General features: G+C 28.1%; 23 protein-coding genes and 1 pseudogene. 1 reads left to right on the plus strand and 23 read right to left on the minus strand.

Annotation, left to right across the window (positions count from 1 at the left end; translation table 11 throughout):
• Nucleotides 1–195: 195 nt before the first annotated feature.
• Entirely contained in the window at nucleotides 196–768 is a 573-nt protein-coding gene (locus tag ACFIJ5_RS10660) for a cupin domain-containing protein (RefSeq protein ID WP_379806824.1), read from the plus strand.
• Nucleotides 769–863: 95 nt separating this feature from the next.
• On the opposite strand, the gene ACFIJ5_RS10665 is transcribed toward ACFIJ5_RS10660, so the two are convergent.
• The 23 genes and pseudogenes from ACFIJ5_RS10665 to ACFIJ5_RS10775 form a co-directional block, all read right to left on the minus strand.
• The gene (locus ACFIJ5_RS10665) at nucleotides 864–1,844 is read right to left on the minus strand and encodes a phosphotransferase (RefSeq protein WP_379806826.1); all 981 of its coding nucleotides are present in this window, start codon (nucleotides 1,842–1,844) and stop codon (nucleotides 864–866) included.
• A gap of 69 nt (nucleotides 1,845–1,913) precedes the next feature.
• Nucleotides 1,914–2,396, minus strand: a complete 483-nt coding sequence (locus ACFIJ5_RS10670) for an NUDIX hydrolase (RefSeq protein ID WP_379806828.1) — start codon at nucleotides 2,394–2,396, stop codon at nucleotides 1,914–1,916.
• A 304-nt stretch (nucleotides 2,397–2,700) separates the two neighbouring features.
• A complete protein-coding gene (locus ACFIJ5_RS10675) occupies nucleotides 2,701–3,564 on the minus strand; it encodes an alpha/beta fold hydrolase (RefSeq protein ID WP_379806830.1) in 864 nt (287 codons plus the stop codon).
• Between the two features lie 110 nt (nucleotides 3,565–3,674).
• A complete protein-coding gene (locus tag ACFIJ5_RS10680; protein ID WP_379806832.1) occupies nucleotides 3,675–3,854 on the minus strand; it encodes a hypothetical protein in 180 nt (59 codons plus the stop codon).
• Between the two features lie 118 nt (nucleotides 3,855–3,972).
• Nucleotides 3,973–4,599, minus strand: coding sequence for an HAD family hydrolase (locus ACFIJ5_RS10685; protein ID WP_379806834.1), 627 nt, complete (start codon nucleotides 4,597–4,599; stop codon nucleotides 3,973–3,975).
• A gap of 458 nt (nucleotides 4,600–5,057) precedes the next feature.
• Nucleotides 5,058–7,034, minus strand: a complete 1,977-nt coding sequence (locus ACFIJ5_RS10690; protein ID WP_379806836.1) for an ABC transporter permease — start codon at nucleotides 7,032–7,034, stop codon at nucleotides 5,058–5,060.
• Nucleotides 7,024–7,797, minus strand: a complete 774-nt coding sequence (locus ACFIJ5_RS10695) for an ABC transporter ATP-binding protein (protein WP_379806838.1) — start codon at nucleotides 7,795–7,797, stop codon at nucleotides 7,024–7,026. Before ACFIJ5_RS10695 ends, ACFIJ5_RS10690 begins: the two co-directional genes overlap by 11 nt.
• Before the next feature lie 134 nt (nucleotides 7,798–7,931).
• Nucleotides 7,932–8,738 (minus strand): ATP-binding protein, encoded by an 807-nt coding sequence (locus ACFIJ5_RS10700; protein ID WP_379806840.1) that lies wholly within the window; start codon nucleotides 8,736–8,738, stop codon nucleotides 7,932–7,934.
• A gap of 137 nt (nucleotides 8,739–8,875) precedes the next feature.
• Nucleotides 8,876–9,025, minus strand: coding sequence for a hypothetical protein (locus ACFIJ5_RS10705; protein WP_379806842.1), 150 nt, complete (start codon nucleotides 9,023–9,025; stop codon nucleotides 8,876–8,878).
• A gap of 51 nt (nucleotides 9,026–9,076) precedes the next feature.
• Nucleotides 9,077–9,226 (minus strand): annotated as a pseudogene (locus tag ACFIJ5_RS10710) (integrase core domain-containing protein); the annotation flags it as partial.
• An 18-nt stretch (nucleotides 9,227–9,244) separates the two neighbouring features.
• Entirely contained in the window at nucleotides 9,245–9,610 is a 366-nt protein-coding gene (locus ACFIJ5_RS10715; RefSeq protein WP_379806844.1) for a DDE-type integrase/transposase/recombinase, read from the minus strand.
• Nucleotides 9,611–9,964: 354 nt separating this feature from the next.
• Nucleotides 9,965–10,420, minus strand: coding sequence for a hypothetical protein (locus tag ACFIJ5_RS10720; RefSeq protein ID WP_379806846.1), 456 nt, complete (start codon nucleotides 10,418–10,420; stop codon nucleotides 9,965–9,967).
• A 92-nt stretch (nucleotides 10,421–10,512) separates the two neighbouring features.
• Nucleotides 10,513–11,112, minus strand: coding sequence for a GNAT family N-acetyltransferase (locus ACFIJ5_RS10725; RefSeq protein ID WP_379806848.1), 600 nt, complete (start codon nucleotides 11,110–11,112; stop codon nucleotides 10,513–10,515).
• Between the two features lie 26 nt (nucleotides 11,113–11,138).
• Nucleotides 11,139–11,762, minus strand: coding sequence for an HD domain-containing protein (locus tag ACFIJ5_RS10730; protein WP_379806850.1), 624 nt, complete (start codon nucleotides 11,760–11,762; stop codon nucleotides 11,139–11,141).
• A 308-nt stretch (nucleotides 11,763–12,070) separates the two neighbouring features.
• Nucleotides 12,071–12,616, minus strand: a complete 546-nt coding sequence (locus ACFIJ5_RS10735; RefSeq protein WP_379806852.1) for a GNAT family N-acetyltransferase — start codon at nucleotides 12,614–12,616, stop codon at nucleotides 12,071–12,073.
• Between the two features lie 50 nt (nucleotides 12,617–12,666).
• Nucleotides 12,667–12,906, minus strand: coding sequence for a hypothetical protein (locus tag ACFIJ5_RS10740; protein WP_379806854.1), 240 nt, complete (start codon nucleotides 12,904–12,906; stop codon nucleotides 12,667–12,669).
• 271 nt (nucleotides 12,907–13,177) lie between these two features.
• Nucleotides 13,178–13,735, minus strand: coding sequence for a YdcF family protein (locus ACFIJ5_RS10745; protein WP_379806856.1), 558 nt, complete (start codon nucleotides 13,733–13,735; stop codon nucleotides 13,178–13,180).
• Between the two features lie 225 nt (nucleotides 13,736–13,960).
• Entirely contained in the window at nucleotides 13,961–14,557 is a 597-nt protein-coding gene (locus ACFIJ5_RS10750; RefSeq protein WP_379806858.1) for a hypothetical protein, read from the minus strand.
• A gap of 77 nt (nucleotides 14,558–14,634) precedes the next feature.
• A complete protein-coding gene (locus tag ACFIJ5_RS10755; RefSeq protein WP_379806860.1) occupies nucleotides 14,635–15,015 on the minus strand; it encodes an SdpI family protein in 381 nt (126 codons plus the stop codon).
• A gap of 168 nt (nucleotides 15,016–15,183) precedes the next feature.
• Nucleotides 15,184–15,435, minus strand: coding sequence for a hypothetical protein (locus tag ACFIJ5_RS10760; protein ID WP_379806862.1), 252 nt, complete (start codon nucleotides 15,433–15,435; stop codon nucleotides 15,184–15,186).
• A gap of 339 nt (nucleotides 15,436–15,774) precedes the next feature.
• On the minus strand, nucleotides 15,775–16,302 hold the full coding sequence (locus tag ACFIJ5_RS10765; protein WP_379806864.1) for a GNAT family N-acetyltransferase: 528 nt from the start codon (nucleotides 16,300–16,302) through the stop codon (nucleotides 15,775–15,777).
• 86 nt (nucleotides 16,303–16,388) lie between these two features.
• Nucleotides 16,389–16,844, minus strand: a complete 456-nt coding sequence (locus tag ACFIJ5_RS10770) for a GNAT family N-acetyltransferase (RefSeq protein ID WP_379806866.1) — start codon at nucleotides 16,842–16,844, stop codon at nucleotides 16,389–16,391.
• A 20-nt stretch (nucleotides 16,845–16,864) separates the two neighbouring features.
• Nucleotides 16,865–17,398, minus strand: a complete 534-nt coding sequence (locus ACFIJ5_RS10775; RefSeq protein WP_379806868.1) for a CDP-alcohol phosphatidyltransferase family protein — start codon at nucleotides 17,396–17,398, stop codon at nucleotides 16,865–16,867.
• Nucleotides 17,399–17,502 lie beyond the last annotated feature (104 nt).

The raw sequence follows: 17,502 nt of genomic DNA on the forward strand, positions 1-17,502 counted from the left end.
TAACTTTCTATCACATGTGAAATATATAAATACTAATGTTATATCATGAACCAATTATACCATAATTTACATGCTCATGAACTTCTCAATTTAAATGTTATGACCTCGAGGACATAGCATTACTGTAAATTAAATCACATTCTCTAAACATATAACATATGATAACTTTATAAGACTATGATAGGAGCGAACAATATGTATAATATTTACAAACCTTGTCCATATCCTTATTGGATTAACATACCAATGTATAACTTATATAATATGTATAAGTTTTATAAAATGTGTCCCTGCCCTTATTACTTTTGTCCACCAATGTATATGCCTCACAATTGCAAACACTTTACCAAACTAAAAGATTATGGACCAGAACCATTTGTAATTAACATTGAAGAAGCCACTAAACAAAATAATACTTTTCGTACCGCTTTATGGACAGGAGAGAATTTACAAGTTACATTGATGAGCATCGATGTTGGTGAAGACATAGGTCTAGAAGTTCATCCTTCAGGTGATCAATTCATACGTATTGAAGAAGGCCAAGGACTTGTTAAAATGGGTGATAGTAAGGATGAGTTGGATTATCAGAAAAAAGTCTACGATGACTATGCAATCATGATACCTGCTGGCAAATGGCACAATGTAATCAATACAGGCGATAAACCACTTAAATTGTACGCTATCTATGCGCCACCTGAACATCCACGTGATACAGTACATCAAACTAAAGCAGATGCAGAAGCTGCTGAAGAAAACTACGGCTACTAATATCAAAAGTTTATTTCTTAAGAAATTTTGTATATAAAAACACCGTAAAATTCATTTGAATAATACGGTGTTTTTAGCTTGTCTACAAAGCATATTCATATTATGAACATACTTCCATCATACCTATCAATATTTAATTGTTCTTTACCCTTTAGAATAATGTTAGCCAAATTCTCTGCATTTTTATAATAATAAGTAAAAGCTTCATCTCTTTCAATAGATTCATCGTTTAATTCACTTTCTATAAACTCAATACACTCATTTAAAGATGAAAGTATTACATCCCATATAAACTGATCGTAATCCGGTTTATATAGCAATTTATCATATACACCTTTCAAAAAAATTTTTCGATATTCATCTGTCATATAAAAAGGAAATGGGAAATTTTTTTCTGAACCATGCACTATTAAACGTGCAACATCTAATGAATATGGCATAATACCTGCAAAAGCCCAATCTATTAAAATAATACCATCAACATTGTCTATTGCATTGCACTGCAAAAAATCTCCATTACATAAAGTACGTGGACATACTAACTGTCTGTCTAAGAAAATACGATAAGCAGAAGCTAATTTCAACTCATTTTTAAGACATTTTGCTCTTTTATTTATTCTTTTCCAGTATCTTTCAAAACGGTTATCTATCTTATTCTCTTTGAAGTTGTCTTTCTGCCAATACATATTAAAAATTTGAGAAAGACTTTCGATACATCCATAAGCCATGTCTTTATTAAACATTCGTAAATCCGTTCCATCAATATATTCAATTAATATCCACTTCTTATTATTAACGCAAGTCCACCCCTCAAATTTAGGCACAGGCAAGTTTTTATCTACAAGAAATTTTTCATAAACTTCTATTTCTTTATCATCTGATTTTTTTAGAATGTATATCTGCTCATCTACTGTTATTTTGTAAACATTATAAGTTCTATCAACACCTTCCCCATTATCATGAAAACGTTCAATATATATTTGTCCTGTAAGTGCTGGTTTAATTGCTTTCAGAACTGTTTTTAACATATTTATATGGTTAATGTCTTTTATTTTCTCTGTATATACACCTTTCATTAAATACCCCTTCTTTGTTTAAATATTCTAAATTCACTTATTGAAATACAAGTATTTTTAGTCAATCACCTAAACTTCATTGTATTCATAAGTAACAATATGTTCAACGCCATCTTTCAAATTAAGTAATTTATCTGTAAAAAAGCTTGGATATGCAATATAATCGCTTAACTTATCAATTGGTAACCAATGCATATATTCACGTACACCTTGTGAATAGCTGTTACTATTCAACTCTTTTGTACATCGTGATTTCATTAGAAAATAAAATGCGATTTCATGGCACTTAAAACCATCAAGTGTACCTGAACCTTCAAAAAAATTCTCATGAATAAACGCCAGTCTATCAACTTCATATGCAATTCCCGTTTCTTCAAGTACTTCTCGCTTAACGGCATCTTCTGCTTTTTCTCCTAAATGTACTCCACCACCTATAGAATAATAGTAAGAATCCAATTCATTTTTTGCAAAAAGAACACATCCATCTTCAATAATTATTGCCGCAGCCCTATATCGGAACCATCCATCTCCATTTCTAAATCCACAATCCATTACCCAAGCCCCTTCCTTATGTATAAATAATCTTTAATTCGCTGTATAGAACAATCTTGTCTCAATTATTAATAATTATACCATATAAATCTAATTAATTTACATAATTTACATATATCAATTTATTTTTCGAAATTCAATACTTGTGTCGTCTTATACAGATTTTGTGTTCTAACTATGATCACCTATTATTCTTATTTTTTCCAATATTTTACTATTTGAGTCTTACTGTTTTTATCACTTGTACTACTATTGATAATTAAATAATTTGTTTATTTAATTCATCAAATAAGAAGACTACGTATTAATTTCTTAAAAAACTAATTATTTCATCTATACATAAATTTAGATTATCTTTATTCATAGAATGACCAGAGTTTCTAATCTCTTTAGTTCTTTTTAAATTTGCAAATATCTTCTTTGCTCTGGGTATTATTTTTTTTGCTGGGAAAAATATATCATTTTCACATGCTATCAAAAATACTGGAGAATTAAAATTTATTAAATCCTTATTTGAAATCATTTTTGGCATTTTATTTTGAATTTTCACGCCTTGATATATCAATGAAGTAACTTCTAAAACATCTTCATCTACGTTATGTAAAAACATAGGGTATACAGATTTATATAAGTTTTCCTGTGAAGGTTTAATTTTGTATTTAAGCATTGGGAAAATAAGTTTACTGAACATTTTTAGATATGAACCATTACCAATACTTGATGGTGCTATTAAAACCATTTTTTCTATTTTATTAGGATAGTATTTAGCAAAATTTAAAGCAACTCCTCCCCCAAAGGATGGACCAATTACATTTACTTTTTCTAATTTAAAATTATCCATTATTTCAACTATCCAATTTGCATAATCATCATTATTAGAATTTAAAACTTTTTCTTCACTTAATCCTGGATGTCCTAAATAATCTGGTGCAATTATTCTATATTTTTCTGCTAATTTATCAAACCAAAATAATGTATTAGTATTTATCATGTTGCCACCATGAAATATAATTATACTATCACTGTTTTCATTTCCAGCAGTTAATATATGGGTCTTTCCAAATTTAGTATCAATATATTTATCCTCATAATCAACTTTTGACTTAGCTTTAAACTTATTATACATTTTTATAATATTTTGTTTATATTCATCGTTTTTATAAATCATCCTTTTGCCTCCATAAATATGTTTGTAATTTTTTTCATTATAAAAACACCATAAAATTCATTTGAATAATACAGTGTTTTTATAAATATTCGTTTTTTAAGTTGTTATGACTACAGATTATGCTTATTTTCTTTTGTTTTAATAATAAAAATGATAAGAGATGCTGCTGACAACAGCATAAGTACAATTGCTAACCAATCAGGTATTGATATTACAAATCTATTTATTAACATTGTTCCTGAACTAATTCCCAACGATAATATTAAATAAAATAAATTCTTATTTTTCATCTTTTCTCCTTTTATATGAGTTGTTTTTCAATTGCATCGTTTTATAATAATATTCCTAACATTTAGATTGAATTCTTACGAATTGTTTCAAATTAAATGTCTAATATTTATATTATATCTATAATTCTAAAGTCAGTATTTCTTCAAAACTATCAATGGCATAATCATATTCTTCAACATTACCAAAGCCATATCTTGCATATACAAATGGAATTCCTGCTACTTTTGCTGACTCTGCATCTCCATTAGTATCTCCTACATAAATTGGACTTTTCAACTTATTTCTCTCTATTATAATTTTATTATTTTCTCCTTTTGATAATCCTGTTACACCCGGACATTCAAAATCATCAAAATATTTATCTAATTTATGTGCCTTAAGAAAACATTGTATGTAACCATCTTGGCAATTACTAACTATGAACAATTTATATTTTTCTGATAATGCTTTAAGTGTTTCTTCTAATTTAGGGAATAATGTACCTCCATGTTCTTCTAAATAAACTTGTTCTTCTTCACAACATTCTTCCATCAATTTCATTTGAAAATCTTCGTCTAAATCTGGAAATAATTTTTTACCTATTTCTTTTATCTGAAGTCCCATACACCCTTCCATTTCTTTAGGTGTTATTACTTTTGTTATGTTAGGATATTTTGGTAATATAATTTTCCATGCACCACAAATACCTTCTATTGCACTCCAAAGAGTTCCATCTAGATCAAAAATAATACTATCAATCTTCATTTGTATCATCATCCTCCGTTTAAGCATAATCTCTAATTCGTAACTTGTTATTAATTTTACTCAACTTTCACAGGTGAAAAACAACCGCTACGGGAAATGACATCTTGCTAAGAACTTGTAAACTTTGTTCAAATGTTTCTTACGCAATATATCATGTCCCTTCGCTAAACAGTATTTTTGTCCTGCGAAAGTTGAATAATTTTATTTATCTATGTTAAAAACTATATCACATTTTTTGTATAATTTCATCTATAACAATTGCATTAACAGCTTACTATCTATTTCTGTAATTAAAGTATTATCCGTTTTAAAAATCTATAAAGTAATTTTATCTCTAATGTTACTCCACTCATTCTTTAATATATCCATACTCATAAAATCCGTGTTAGCCAACTGTAATCATATTGATAAAACAATAATTTAAATAAAATAAAATTTATCCCAATTGATTAACTCCTCTATAGACTAATGTTCCTTTTAAATCCCACGTATGTAGCCACAAAATAAATACAGTAAACGACTAAGAAAAGAATCAACGTTGCTCCATAGAAGTTAAATGTGGTTGCTTCAAGCTGTGTTCCTCTTAAAAGCTGTTGATTTAACTTCATTGAAATAGTAAAACTAACCATGATAGGAATTATTATTGGAAACATAAAATAAATTAACAGTTGCTTAAACACCACTCGATTTCGTTCCTTCTCGCCAAGCCCTAATTGATTTAATATTCTATATCTATACTTGTACTTTGCAGAATCACTTAACTGTTGAACTGCTAACACTGTCAATGCAACACTTGCAAATACCAATGCAACATAGAAAATAGATGAAACCACTGTGATAATAGCGGCTTTAACCTCATAATCAAGACCTCCATCTTTCACCATAATATTGTCGTAAATCATATAGACACTATCTACTCCCATACCATGATCGATTTCGTTCTCTCTATGACCAGAACTTGCCCACACTTCTGCATCCTGTGATATATATTTCTTAAGATCTTTATAAAGTTTCTCATTACCTTTCCTTTTCGTACTTGCTGCATATTGTGAATAATATACTTCCATTCCACTTACAGCTTCATCTGGTACTACCAATATAAAACCAGCACCATTTTGTCCATTTTGCGAAAAATTCTCTGAATAAACACCCTTACACGAATAGGTTATATTATCTATATCCATATTTGGATTTTTTTCAATATATTGAGTATATTTATCTGCTACAGAAGAAACCGCATGAATTAAGAACTCATTATCACTAAGCCTTATTTCATCTTGTCCTAAAAGTCTTCTTAAAACATTGTAATCGCTTACTTTCAAATAGGTATCATACTGAAAATAACCACCTGAAATCTGATTTTGAACTAGCACATCCGTAAATGTTCTATTTTTACCCTTATAAATACGATAAACAATACTTTCTTTTACCCAATCATTTTCATCCATATAAGCAGATACTTCTTCAAAATTTTCCTCCTGATTATGCACTGAAATACAAACATCAAATGGAACATACTGTTCTATTTCACCCTTAAAGCTACTTAACCCAACTGCATAATTGCTGCTTAGTAACGTTAGAGTAAATAGTACTGCTAAATTTCCCATAGTAAATCCCATAGTATTAATCTTAGAGGATAGTTGACGGAATATAAAAACATTAGTTTTCTTATATTTCAAACGTTTAGATTTTGAAAACACCATAACAATAACACCTGATATTCCTATATAAAAGCTATAGATAAAAAATACCACACAAATTAAAGTAACAATAACAGGTACACCTTTCAGTGCCACAATTCCTGAAATCAAAGATAGTACAAACATAAAACAACTTTTCTTTATGTTTTTAATTTTAATTACTTCATTCTTTTTAGCTGCATAAAGCAAATCATATATTTTCATTTTCTTTAGCCTTTTGTTGTTTTTTAATACAACTAGGAACATGGTTGCACCATAGTAAAGAATTGTAAGCAATAATGCCTTAATATCAAATCTTATCGCAATATGATAATCTTTTCCAAAGAACACCGTAACAATAGCGGTCAATAATTGGAATATAAAACTGCCTAAAATAACACCAAAAATAAAAGAAATGATTCCTAACAAAATATTTTCACAAAGAAATAATTTCGATATTTCTTTATTTTCCATACCAAGCAATAAGTACGTTCCAAATTCTTTACTTCGTTTATCAAGCATAAACTTGGTCATATAGTTAATAAGCCAAGCAATAATAATGACAACAATAATAGAAAAAAGAACAAGTAAAAACATATAATCTGTCATATGACTATTCATTCCTCGAATCATATCAGAAAACATCATAGAATTAAATGCAAACATTAACGATACAACAATTGTAATAGTTATAATATAAATAAAATAATCCTTAATAGATCTTTTCACATTACGATATGCCAATTTAGTTAGCACAGTTAGAATCACCTCCTAGCAAAGATAAAACCTCTAAAATTTCACTATAAAACTGATGTCTGGTTTTTTCTCCACGTACTAACTCATTGAATATTCTTCCATCTTTTAAAAACAAAATCCTTTTACAATAACTTGCAGAAAAAGGATCATGTGTAACCATCAAAATGGTTGCCCTTAAACTTTGGTTCATAGTATTCATAGATTCCAATAACATTTGTGCAGATTTTGAATCAAGAGCACCAGTTGGTTCATCTGCCAATATAAGTTTTGGATTATTAATCAATGCCCTTGCACATGCACATCTTTGTTTCTGTCCACCAGATACTTCATATGGAAATTTTTTTAATATCTGAGATATACCCAATTCTTCTGTAATCTTTTCTACCTTACTGTCAATTTCATTTGCTTTTGCATTGTTGATTGTTAAAGCCAAAGAAATATTTTCTTCAATAGTAAGTGTATCTAGTAAATTAAAATCTTGAAATATAAACCCTAAGTTCTTTCTTCTAAACCTTGCAAGTTTTATATCTGCGATTTCTGTAATATCAATATCATCATAGTAGATATGTCCAGCAGTTACTGTGTCAATAGTTGATATTACATTTAGTAAAGTGGTCTTTCCAGAACCAGAAGGTCCCATGATTCCCACAAATTCGCCCTTTTCTATGCCAAAACTGATGTTTTTTAATACTTTAGTTATATTTCCATCTTTCCCATAGTATTTTTCAATATTACTAATTTTAAGAATTTCATTCCTCTTCATTCAACTCTTCCTTTCAAAATAATATAAGCTGCATTATCAATCTTTACTGTTAAATTCTTTTACAAAACTTAAGCTTGTCTTAATTATAAAACTAAATTTTAAATTATTGTATCTAACAATATTACATTTACCTTTCAATTTTGTAAGATAAACTTTCCTTTTGGAAAACTTATTGTAATCTTAGTATAGTTACCTATTTCAGATTCTGCATAAATCTCTAAGCCAAGTTTATCACATAGTTTTTTACAAAGATATAACCCCATCCCTGTTGACTTCTCTGTTTTCCTTCCATTACTGCCAACAAAACTTTTATCAAAGATTCTATTAATTTCACTTTCTTTTATTCCTATTCCATTGTCCTCAATTACCAGTGTTGTACCATTCTTCATCTCTTGTGTATATATTTTAATCATAGAATTTCTAATTTTCTTATATTTAACTGAATTAACTAATAATTGATTAATTATAAATTCCATCCACTTCCCATCTGTGTAAACACAAGTATTTTGGCATCTTCTTTCTATTTGAATGCCATTTTGAATAAAAAACTGTATATTCTTACTGATTGTGTATTCTACTAGTTTATCTACATTTATTTCCTGTATCATATAATCTTTCCAAACTTCATTGGATCTGGCATAATAAAGAGCCTTCTCCACATCATTTTCGATTTTTCTAAGTTCTAAAAGAATCTTACGGGTTACATCAGTCTTATTATTTTCACACATTAACTGAATTGATGCTATGGGCAATTTTACCTCATGAATCCAACTTTCAATATATTCTTTATATTCCTGTCTGTCATAGTTAATACTATTTACCTGTTCTGTCATAGATTTTAAAGCTCTTCTTAAGATTAAAACATACTCTTTATCTTCCAATCGATATGTTTTTCCAATCATCTCAGAAATTAAATACTTCTGCTCTAGTCTATCTAACATACGGTGTTTGTCAACAAAATTGTCGCATAAAATTTAATTTTTTGATAATACTGAATTTTTAGCAAAATCTTTTTTGAATATTTTGCATATAATTTTGAAAAAAGATTATACTAAAAATATATTAATTCTAAAAAAATTTATATTATATTGTTTTTAAGATAATTTTTTATTTCATCTGTTGGGTTTAAAGCAACAACTTTTGGGACTTCCCACTTCCTTATTCCTTTATTGAATCTTAGAGAATTAAGCTTACGTACTGCTTCATAAACTTTCCTTCTTTTTTCCATTATGATGTTATCTTGTCCATTATGTCTACTATTAGGAGTTAAGAAATTTAATCAACTATGATAGTGTTTATTGTTATACCAATCAACAAACTCTAAAACCCATTCTCTCGCAGCTTCAATTGTTTTAAATCCATCTTGTGGATAGCCTAGTCTATACTTTAATGTCTTAAATTGAACTTCAGAAAAAGGATTATCATTACTTACTCTTAGTCTTGAATATTAAGATAATACTACGAGAAACTCAAGCTTTGATTTAAGGATATGAGACTTCATAGGTGCTCCATTATCAGAATGTAAAACCAGTGGCTTTCCTTTAATTTTTTCAGATAATATAGCACGCTCAACAAGTTCTGATGCTAGTTCACCTGTTTCCTCTGGCCATACTTCCCAGCCTACAATTTTTCTGCTATAAATATCTATGATCATATACAATTTATAATAAATACCTATATTATAAATATTAAGCCATGTTATATCCCAAATCCAAACTTGATTTGGCTTAGTAGCAATATGTATAGTAGAGATTTTAACTCTTTCTGGTGGTTTTGTATTTCCACGATGATGCTGTAGATTTTCTTTTCTCAAAACCCTATAAAATGTAGATTCATAAACTATATATATCCCTTTGTCAGCTAACGCTGGTACAATTTGTAATGGTAGTAAATCTGCAAATTAAGGATGTTTTACAACGTTTAATACATTTTGATATTCTTCTTGATATTCTTCTTTGCTAAGCTTATTCTTAGGTTTAGGACATAGGGCTGTTTTTCTCTTATCTTCTCGTATTTCTCCACCTTTGCATCATCTCTCATATGTCCGTTTGCTTATACCTACGGTTTCACAAGCAGAAACTAATCTAGCACCATTATTATTTGCTTCCTTTATTAAATCAACAATTATTATGCAATCTTCGATATTGATTAATCTTCCTCATTTTTCCTAAAAATCCCATTTAACTTTTTTTTCAGAACTAATAATTTTAATTTTTTTTAATTCTTTAGATTTATTTTTTTCCTCAGTAAGCTCCTCTTTGAGCTCAGCAACGTTAATATTCTTACTTTGTTTTGCATTATTAGCTCCAATAAAACTTGAACGCCATTTTTTTATGTCTTCAACATATAATCCTTTTTCTCTACAATACTTTGAAAGCTCTATTTCAGATAATGTGTATGTTTCCATAACTATCATAAATTTTTCCTGTGATGAAAGTCCATTCTTTGGTCTTCCTTGATTCCTACTAACTCCACCTTTTAGTGCTCTTGTCTTCCATGTTGCTAAAGTTAATTTACTTATTCCTGTTTCTGCTGATAGTTTACTTACTGAACAATTCTCTGGTAATAACATTCTTTTTACCATTTTTTCTTCTTGTGAATATCTTTTAACAATTCTTGTCATAGGTATCTCTATTCAAGAATAATATTAATTCTTTCCTACAACAAATATCTTAACACCTAGGGTTAAATAAAAATGCCATAAAATTCATATGGTTACTTATCGCAAAAATGTTTTTCCCTACATGGAAACTGTTTTTCGAAAACATTTAATTCATCCTTATTTGTTTTAAAAACAGAGTCTTCATAAAACTTGCCTGAAATTCTTTCAAGTGAACCTTCATATAGTTCTAACGCCATAAACTCTTCAAAATTATCTCCCCATGATGTTTGAATATTATATTTCTTAGCATTTTCAAAACCAAATCGATGATAATAGTTTGGATTACCAAAAATTATGATTGCATTATAACCTAATGTTTTGGCAACTTTAATAGAATGTTTCATAAGTAAAGTTCCAATTCCTTTACCCTGATAAGAAGGTAATACCCCAAGAGGCCCCATGCACAGAATTTCAAATTCTTCATTATTTTCATTAATTACTTTCGCTTTTGTATAAATTATATTACCAACAATTTTTTCTTCATCACATGCAACAAAATCTAATTCTTTAATAAATGCATTTATCTTTCTGATTTTATGAATTATTAAATGTTCATCACAACCAGGTTTATATACATCCCAAAATGCATCTCTTGTCACGTTTTCTACATTTCTAAAATCATTTTCATTTTCTAATCTAATTGATATATTCATTTTTAATATACTCCTTTGAATTGAAATTAAAAGCCAAAAGTAGTTTCTTTTACATTAGGTAAAATACTATAGATAGATCTCCCTATTCTTTCCTCAAAGTATTTTTGTAATTCAAATGTTGCTTTCCACTTTTCTAATGTATGATTGCTAAATCCGTATCTCATTACAACATCAACTAATCGTTTTTCTATTAAGCAGTATCCTGAAGGTAATGCTAAAGCATCACACAGTTGAATTAATTTATCATATGCTAAAAAATCAACACTATCTAAATATTCCTTAACAAATTTATACTTATCATCTGAACAATCCCATTTTCCACATATCTCATCAACATTCTTAAATGGGAAACAATGTGTTATGCAAATTCTTGCAAGTAAGTCATATCCTTTTTCCTTTGCAAAATTATATCCATCTATACTATGCCTCATATTTGTTATTCCATATCTTCTTCCTATATCATGTAACATTCCTAATACTAATGCAATATTTTTATCTAATTCCTTATCATATTCAGCAATTAATTCTGCTGCTCTCCCTACATTTAAAGAATGTTCTATCCATGGTCCTGGATTTAATCTGCTGCCTTCATCTAACATCATCTTTGCTTCTTCTAACGTCGGAACCCCTTTTTCTAAATAGCCTTTCATATTTGTCTCTCCCCTTTCGTTCTGTTTCTTCCGTATAATTATTCACATACTTTCAGATAATTCTGTCATAACTTAATAAAAATATATAAGCTTGTCTATAAAACATATTCATATTTACCTTTATTAGTCCTTGAAGCTTTCATCAAAGTTAACTTTAAATATATTATATTCACCATTGAAAATTACTGTTATTTGTTAATGCAGAAACATTACATTTATTCTACGACATTACTGATAGTTATATCGTCAATACTTATTGATAATATTTCACAATATAAGAAAAATGTCAATTTTCATTAGATAATAATTTATCTCTCTTTACAAAAACTTAATACATCAACTACTCCAAATTTGTAATGTTTCTCTGCTTTATGAATTCTTCCTTCTTGTATAAAGCCAATTTTATTTAATAAGTTTACTGATTCTTTATTCCAAGGATATACAGTTGCCGTAAGCATTTCTATTCCTAAAACATTAAAACAATATTCTAATATTGCTTTAATAGCTTCTGTTGCATACCCTTTTCTTCTAAATGCATGATGAATGTCATATCCAATTTCATAACACTCTACTGCTCTTTCTGATATTTCAGTTAAATGCATAATACCAATCATTTTATGACATTCTTTTAATTCTATTGTATAATGCATTTCATCCGATACCAAATTTTTGAAATCTGATTCATATTTTTCATTCATTTCAGAACAAGGTCTGCATCCATCATTAATAGCTGTTTGTGCATCACTAAACATTTCAAAAAAATCCTGTTTATCATCATTTTTAATACGACGTATCAATAACCGTTCAGTATCAATTTTTAATTTTTCGAAATTATTTTTTATCTCTTTTTCCATTCTATAGCCCCATTTCTATATCATATAATATATTACAATATATACAAATATCATGACCGTTGCTTTGCTTTTACCTGTTCATCAATCCATTTGTATATGTTGTTCATTTTTTCTTCATAATCATCGTTGATTTCAAAAAAGTTCACATCATTCATCTTGCAAAGTTCTTTGAGCTGCGCATGAAGCTTAATAAAATTGTCTTGGTTCATATAATCATCATAGTCTTTTTGTTCTATCTCACTTCTATGCTCAATAATTCCTGAAGTAAAATGCTTCTCAAGATAATTCAAGTAATTTCTGGGCCATCACTGTTTTTCCAGTACAACTAACTCCCCCAATTAAAATAACCATTTTTGCCTCCTTCTCTTTATAGAAATAATATGCTTTACAAGAATATTCTAAACATTTAGATTGAATTCTTACGAATTGTTTTCTTCATATTTTAACTAATTATACCATATTATATATAATAACGTCGTAAAATTTATTTGATAATACGATATTTTTCCGAATTGTTCGTTTTTTGAGTTATTAAGTTTAATAAGAATATTATGAATTACATTAAACCCAGTTTTTTATTTTATCTTCAAAATACTTGCCTATTTTTACAACTTCGTTCATAACAATACTAATGCTGTCTTCATTCAAAAACCAATTATCTTTTGAAATTCCTCTTTTATCTATTACAGGAGATACATAAAAATTAATATTTATTGGGAAAACCGATTTGTAAGTTAGCAATGCCCTCCTTGAATGATAAGATTTGCAAACTAAAATAACATCTTTTACTTGTATATCTAATGTCTGTAGTATATTCCAAGAAAATTGGGCATTTTCAAATGTATTTTGTGCTTTATCTTCTTTTAAAATTGCCTTTTCAGGAACACCTAACTGAATCCCTATTGTTTTTAAATAATCCCATTCTGACTTATAATGAGGTAATTTGTGATTAATCCCTCCACTTGGTAATATATATTGAGCAACTCCCCTATTATAAAGTTCTACTGCTCTTTCCATAAGTTGAGATTGACTAGCTCCTGGAATTAATATTACATCTGATTTTTTAATATTCGTTTCAGTAAATATAAATCTGCTTATACAATCAAATGGATAATCCACTTGATTTCACCTCCTATTAATTCACCATATTTTACTATCACGTTACTTTATACACATAAACCGAAATTTACAAACCAATAATCAGTACTATCCATAAATAACCCTCACCCCGCCAATCTTACATTTGGGTGATTTTTTTTATTTTTACTTCGTATAATAAAAAACAGTACCTATATGATACTGCCTTTTAGCATAATATAAGAATGTAGCAAACTAATCACCCATTCAACTATTCATAGTATTAATAATATAATCATTAAAAGAAATTAATGTTCCAATGACCTTAAACTTTTCCATATCATTATTTATGTTATTTATGTATATTGGTATACTATCATATTTGCAATCATTATGAAGATTTTTCGCATCTAATGCAATTTGTTCAATATCTGTATAGTTCTTGTCATAATATTTTTTAGCAATGGATTTATTATTAACAATATATTGCAAAACTATAACTCTTGTAGTTCTAGAAATAGATATATATTTTTTATTATCTAGGGTTAAAAGAAAACATTGGGATTTGACTTGAATTTTTTTTACTCCACATTGCATAAAAAATTCAATAAATACTTTTCTATCTACTTCAAGGTCTATGGAGTCATCAGGAACAATAACTATTGCATTTCTTATCTTTAATTTTTTAATTAAACTTTTCATATCGTTCATATAGGTTTTATCTTCATCAAAGAAATGATAATAAAATGGCACATTGGGTATAAATGATGTAAAATCAATTATATTTTCTGATTCATCACCCTCTTTTTTTATAATTAAACTTTTATGACCGACTACTATATAAAATCTAGCTGATGAAAACATATCTTTTAATCACCTTTCTTACTTTTTTTACTATATAAGAATTTCTCTTTAACTTAGATTAACTTTCTCATTAATCTTTATTCACATAATTCAATAATCCTTACCTCGTAATATTTAACAATTCCACTATTAAACCATACTCTACCAGCGTATTTATGTGCAAAAACCCATGTATCTTTATTTTTTGAAGACATTGAAGTTCTATAGCCAAATACCGAACTGATTTCCTTGGGTGGTTTTTTCATAAATAAAAGTCCAAATCCTATCATAGTAAATGATATTACAATTGTGTTAAACAAAGAAAACACAAACATTTCCATACTCCCTTCAAACTTTAAAATATTTTGCTGATTGTTGTATAATATTTTACAATTATTAATCAAACTATAGTCCTTTTCAACTGGTAATGATAAAATTTTAAAACTTTCTATTACAATATGGACAGTGATAGATATCATCAATATCCTCATTAATATTAAATCTTATAGGTAATCTTTTTTTACAATAAGGACATCTCCAAAAAATAAGATATATAACAAAGAAGATTATTATTAAACTAAAATAATAAACCCTAATCCATGTAATGAGAATATTCTGAACTGTAAAAGAGTTTCTATCCCTATTATTTATGATATGCCATTTTTCTTTTTTTCTAACAATTCTTCTAATTCTGTTCTTACTATATCAATGATGTAACTAATTAACATAATTATACATCCAAATGATAAAAATACATATTTCCTTATCATTCTTATCGTGTATATCTGTTCATAAACACCACTTTCAGCAGAAAAAGGCATTCCTTGAATCCATCCATAAATAAATAATATAATTCCTACAAGTATTAAAATTAAACTTAATATTTTTAACTTTTTCAAACTACTAACCCTCTCTTATTTACTTCATTCTATTTTATAATTATAGCTCAGCTATTAATAATTATTCCATATAAAATCGGTCATTTTACATATACATCAATTCTTTTTTCACCGTATTATTCAATTTTCAAAGAACATTGTTTGTATTTTAAATCTGATTAAAATTAACCTTCACCTATTTCATCAATAAACCAAAAAAGTAATATATCTCAATTGTTCAAGAAAATTATCTGAAGTGGGAACAGGATATTTCATATGTAAGCATAAATGTGAAGTTTCATGGGTAACTAATTTTCTTACTAACATGTTAATATCCTCTCCTTGTGCAATGTACTCATATTATAGAACATATTCCAATTGACAATCACATGGCTCTTTCTCAACATGTTTTTGATTATATTCCAATGCTTCAATACACCCCATTGCCTTATAAAATGCCTGTGATTCCACAGCAGAGTGTGCAGAAATGTATAGTTTTTTTGCACCATGAGTCCTTGCCCACTGAGCAGCCATCTTAAAAAGTTTTTTCCCTATACCATTACCTCTCATATCTTCAGACACATGAATAGATGAAAGGTCAAAATATTCTTGATTTTTACCTATGAATCCATTTTCTACTGATACAAACCCTTTCAAAATATCATCTGAAAATGCACCATATAGAATACCATTTGTTTGTAATGTATTTTTAAGACATTTTATGAGTTGATTATAATCCTCCTCATTCCACTGATCTATAAATGGTACATCTTTAACAATCCACTTACCATCTATTTTCCTCCAACATTGTGTAACTTTTTGGTAACGCTCAAATTTTTCAAATAACTGTCTGTCTATTTCTTCCGTTTGCAATTTTCTATATTCCATATGCTTAACCTCCCTAATATAATTAATTTTTAGTTCTTAATATAATAACATTACAAACCACTCCCTTTATTTCAATATAGAAACAATCATATTTCTAATTCCATTATCTCATTTTTTATTGAAAATCCTTGACGTTCATAAAAACCAACTGACTTTTCACTTGGCCAAACAAATAATAGCTCAATTTTATTTTCTGCCGCCCAGTGCTTTACTTCTTTTAGTAATTCAGTTCCTATTCCCTTATTTCTATATTCTGTTTTTGTATGTACATTGGTTACATATCCTATTTCTGCAAATAACTTTTGTGGTTTTGGTACTTTTCGTATTCTTCTTATGTAAATATTTGAAATAATTATATCCTTATCTTCTGCAATCCAATATTCCCAAGTGCGATTTTTTAAACCATTTGTCAAAAATAAATTACACTCTTTAATAAAATCTTCTTTGGAAATATCAAATTTACCTTCTTCCTCATATTCATGCTCCCATCTCATTTCTGAAAGCATTGTAATATCTTTTTCTGTTGCTAATCTATATATCATATTACCACCTCTTATACACCTCAATATTTTGAGAATATACTTTGTTTATTTACTTCCAGTTCACTTGATGTCAACTGAATAACTAATTCCTCAATCGCTGATATGCTTGCCACAACACAAATTATATATATCAATACATTTGTATGAACGCAAAGCATCAATATAGGAAATATAAATAAAATCATGCCCGTTAACTTATTTCCATAAGTATGAAGCATTGCAAAGGTTTTATATTTTTTCATGGCTATAATCGGTGATGCCAATCTAATAATACCAATTGAAATAACCCAAATTATGATTTCAATTGTAGGATTTATAATTGGATAAAGTACAAGTAATAATACACCTATCATTATTAAGTCTGCCATGGAGTCAAGTCGTTCACCAAGTCTACTTGCTTTTCCTGTCTTTCTAGCAATAAAACCATCCATAACATCACTAAATCCGCAAATAATATATACTTCATAAAAAGCTGCGCTTAATGGCTTAACAAAAATTAAAATAAAAGAAAGAATTATTCTACTAAACGATATACAATTTGGTATTAATTTCATCTCTCCACCTCAAAAGATAACTAATCTTTACTTAGTATTTTTATGCTACTATTTTTTGATTACATTCTTACCCCCATTATAAAAGATCATCTGATCAATTTAAT

The sequence above is a fragment of the Haloimpatiens myeolchijeotgali genome, from assembly GCF_042688525.2.
Taxonomy (GTDB): domain Bacteria; phylum Bacillota; class Clostridia; order Clostridiales; family Clostridiaceae; genus Haloimpatiens.

Bases quoted from the DNA above. Each gene is read 5' to 3' on its own strand.
- ACFIJ5_RS10660 (WP_379806824.1), top strand. From the start codon at position 196: ATGTATAATATTTACAAACCTTGTCCATATCCTTATTGGATTAACATA.
- ACFIJ5_RS10665 (WP_379806826.1), bottom strand. From the start codon at position 1,844: ATGAAAGGTGTATATACAGAGAAAATAAAAGACATTAACCATATAAAT.
- ACFIJ5_RS10670 (WP_379806828.1), bottom strand. From the start codon at position 2,396: ATGGATTGTGGATTTAGAAATGGAGATGGATGGTTCCGATATAGGGCT.
- ACFIJ5_RS10675 (WP_379806830.1), bottom strand. From the start codon at position 3,564: ATGATTTATAAAAACGATGAATATAAACAAAATATTATAAAAATGTAT.
- ACFIJ5_RS10680 (WP_379806832.1), bottom strand. From the start codon at position 3,854: ATGAAAAATAAGAATTTATTTTATTTAATATTATCGTTGGGAATTAGT.
- ACFIJ5_RS10685 (WP_379806834.1), bottom strand. From the start codon at position 4,599: ATGAAGATTGATAGTATTATTTTTGATCTAGATGGAACTCTTTGGAGT.
- ACFIJ5_RS10695 (WP_379806838.1), bottom strand. From the start codon at position 7,797: ATGAAGAGGAATGAAATTCTTAAAATTAGTAATATTGAAAAATACTAT.
- ACFIJ5_RS10700 (WP_379806840.1), bottom strand. From the start codon at position 8,738: ATGTTAGATAGACTAGAGCAGAAGTATTTAATTTCTGAGATGATTGGA.
- ACFIJ5_RS10705 (WP_379806842.1), bottom strand. From the start codon at position 9,025: ATGGAAAAAAGAAGGAAAGTTTATGAAGCAGTACGTAAGCTTAATTCT.
- ACFIJ5_RS10720 (WP_379806846.1), bottom strand. From the start codon at position 10,420: ATGACAAGAATTGTTAAAAGATATTCACAAGAAGAAAAAATGGTAAAA.
- ACFIJ5_RS10725 (WP_379806848.1), bottom strand. From the start codon at position 11,112: ATGAATATATCAATTAGATTAGAAAATGAAAATGATTTTAGAAATGTA.
- ACFIJ5_RS10730 (WP_379806850.1), bottom strand. From the start codon at position 11,762: ATGAAAGGCTATTTAGAAAAAGGGGTTCCGACGTTAGAAGAAGCAAAG.
- ACFIJ5_RS10735 (WP_379806852.1), bottom strand. From the start codon at position 12,616: ATGGAAAAAGAGATAAAAAATAATTTCGAAAAATTAAAAATTGATACT.
- ACFIJ5_RS10750 (WP_379806858.1), bottom strand. From the start codon at position 14,557: ATGTTTTCATCAGCTAGATTTTATATAGTAGTCGGTCATAAAAGTTTA.
- ACFIJ5_RS10755 (WP_379806860.1), bottom strand. From the start codon at position 15,015: ATGATATCTATCACTGTCCATATTGTAATAGAAAGTTTTAAAATTTTA.
- ACFIJ5_RS10765 (WP_379806864.1), bottom strand. From the start codon at position 16,302: ATGGAATATAGAAAATTGCAAACGGAAGAAATAGACAGACAGTTATTT.
- ACFIJ5_RS10770 (WP_379806866.1), bottom strand. From the start codon at position 16,844: ATGATATATAGATTAGCAACAGAAAAAGATATTACAATGCTTTCAGAA.
- ACFIJ5_RS10775 (WP_379806868.1), bottom strand. From the start codon at position 17,398: ATGAAATTAATACCAAATTGTATATCGTTTAGTAGAATAATTCTTTCT.